Below are 387 nucleotides of genomic sequence, written 5' to 3'. Positions count from 1 at the left end.
AGTAGCGAGAGTTCCGCGCGGCTGGCCGCGTCCGTCATCGGCACCAGGATCTCCTCGAATTCCAGCCCGCTGAATTTTGCCAGCAGCCAGCCGCGTAGCGACCAGGCGCCATAGTTCCTGCTGTTGATGGTCAGGGTTGTCCTTGACATGGCGAACTCTAAGAGATAAAGGAGTGACTTAGTGATATCGACGCAACGTCATACATATCGCTGCGTGGCTGTCGATGTGCATTTTGCGAGTCACCCCATGATTTACCAGGCGTACCAACTGCTGGCCGACCTGATGGCCCCATTGCAGGCCGCGACCGACGCCGCATCCTGCACGGCGTCGCCAATACCTGCGTCCGGGCCCCATTTCGCGCCGGAGTGGTGCGCGCTCCTCCAATGG

Annotated in this window: 1 protein-coding gene; it reads right to left on the bottom strand. The window is 60.2% G+C overall.

Annotated elements, in window-relative coordinates:
* A partial coding sequence (locus AC1DKD_RS42410; protein ID WP_477144891.1) for a thioredoxin domain-containing protein occupies nt 1–149 on the bottom strand: 149 nt, incomplete at its 3' end.
* Between the last annotated feature and the right edge of the window lie 238 nt (nt 150–387).

The organism is Cupriavidus sp. 05T313 (genome assembly GCF_056396665.1).
This window is presented reverse-complemented; position numbering and strand designations above follow the sequence as displayed.